Here is a 1549-nt window from a genome sequence, read left to right as displayed (position 1 = left end):
CCGGGTTTCTGCTCCTCATTTCACTCCTCCATGGCCACCAGGCGTGGCCTTGGCCGTCAGAACGGCAAGTCCGAGATCCTGATTCAGCGCTGCATCTACGGCCTGTTCAAGCTTAGTGAGACGATCATCTACACGGCGCAGCGCTGGAAGACGGCGCGCGATGCGTGGAAACGCATGATGCAGATCGTCAAATCACGAGCCTGGCTACGCAATCGCGTTGTCCGCTCGACCTGCTCACAGGGTGAGGGTGTCATCGAGCTGGCGACGGGCGAGTCGATCTCATTCGGCACGCGATCGAATGACACTGGCCGAGGGTTGACCAAGGTCGACCTGATCATCTACGACGAGGCGTACAACCTCACTGACGGCGAGCTGTCGGCGATGTCGTTCGTGCAGATGGCGGCCGAGAATCCGCAGACCATCTACGCGTCGTCGGCGGTCAACAAGGATGAGCATCCGAATGGCGCTGTGCTGGCGTCGGTTCGGAAGCGTGGCCTCGCACATGACGACGGTCTGTACTTCATGGAGTACATGGCGCCCGAGGATATGGACCGCGAGGACGAGGCGACCTGGCAGTACTGCAATCCGTCGTATGGAGTGATCCAAACCGCCGAGAAGATCCTCAAGATCATGAAGACGCTCGCGACGGAGGCGGGCCGCAAGGGTTTCGACGTCGAGGCGCTCGGCCGAGGTGACTGGCCGGTTGATGTCGAATTCGAAACTTGGTCGGTCATCTCCGAACAGGAGTGGTTCGCGATGGGCGATGCAGCTCCGGACCTGATCGGTCCTATCGGACTGGGAATGGATCGCTCACTCGATCGTCAGTGGTGGTCGATCGCCGCGGCGCAACGCACGACGGACGGCCGAATTCACGTTGAAGTCGGCTACTTCCGCTCGGGATCGAACGCGGAAGTCGTCGATTTCCTGCTCGACGTCATCACGGCCTGGGATCCCTGCGCGTTGGTGACGGATGGCAAGTCGCCGGCCGCGGTACTCGAGCCATTGCTGCTCGATGCCGAGGTTGAACTGATCAAGACGACGGCGAATCAGATGGTTACCGCCTGCGGTGGCTTCTACGACGATTCGGTCTCCGCGGTTCTCAGCCATACGGAACAACCTGTAATGACGAACGCGCTCAAGAATGCCGTCAAACGCACTCTTCCCCGCGGCGATTGGGCGTGGAATACGCAGGCGGACGCCGTCATTGCCCCGCTGGTCGCCGCAACCCTAGCGCGCTGGGCATTGCTCACGTTCGGATCGCGAGTTTCGACGCAAAAGGCTGTCGACCCGGCGTTCGAAGAGCCTGTCGACGCCAACTCGTTCGACGAATTCGATGCGCTTTCAGCCGCATTCTAAGGAGGTGACTCATGGCTCGAACCAAGACTGACGATCCTTCTGTCGAAGTCGGCTACGTCAATGGACGCGGAACCGATTGGCAGCATTGGGATGAAGACGAGAAGGTCCCCGAGCTGCAGTGGCCCGAATCGGTTCACGTCTACTCGCGGATGCTGAAGGAAGACGGCCGTGTCGCCTCGGTGATACAGGCAAT

Annotated in this window: 2 protein-coding genes; both read left to right on the top strand. The window is 60.3% G+C overall.

From position 1 onward, the window contains the following. The coding region (locus tag ABT116_RS45260) for a terminase large subunit domain-containing protein (protein WP_351646881.1) at nucleotides 1–1356 on the top strand (1356 nt) is incomplete at its 5' end. Nucleotides 1357–1367: 11 nt separating this feature from the next. Next, the coding region (locus ABT116_RS45255) for a hypothetical protein (RefSeq protein ID WP_351646879.1) at nucleotides 1368–1549 on the top strand (182 nt) is incomplete at its 3' end.

This window comes from Streptomyces sp. NPDC002130 (genome assembly GCF_040296465.1).
Classification (GTDB): Bacteria; Actinomycetota; Actinomycetes; order Streptomycetales; family Streptomycetaceae; genus Streptomyces.
Note: the sequence above shows the minus strand (reverse complement) of the source record. Positions and strands in the feature narration are given on the sequence as shown.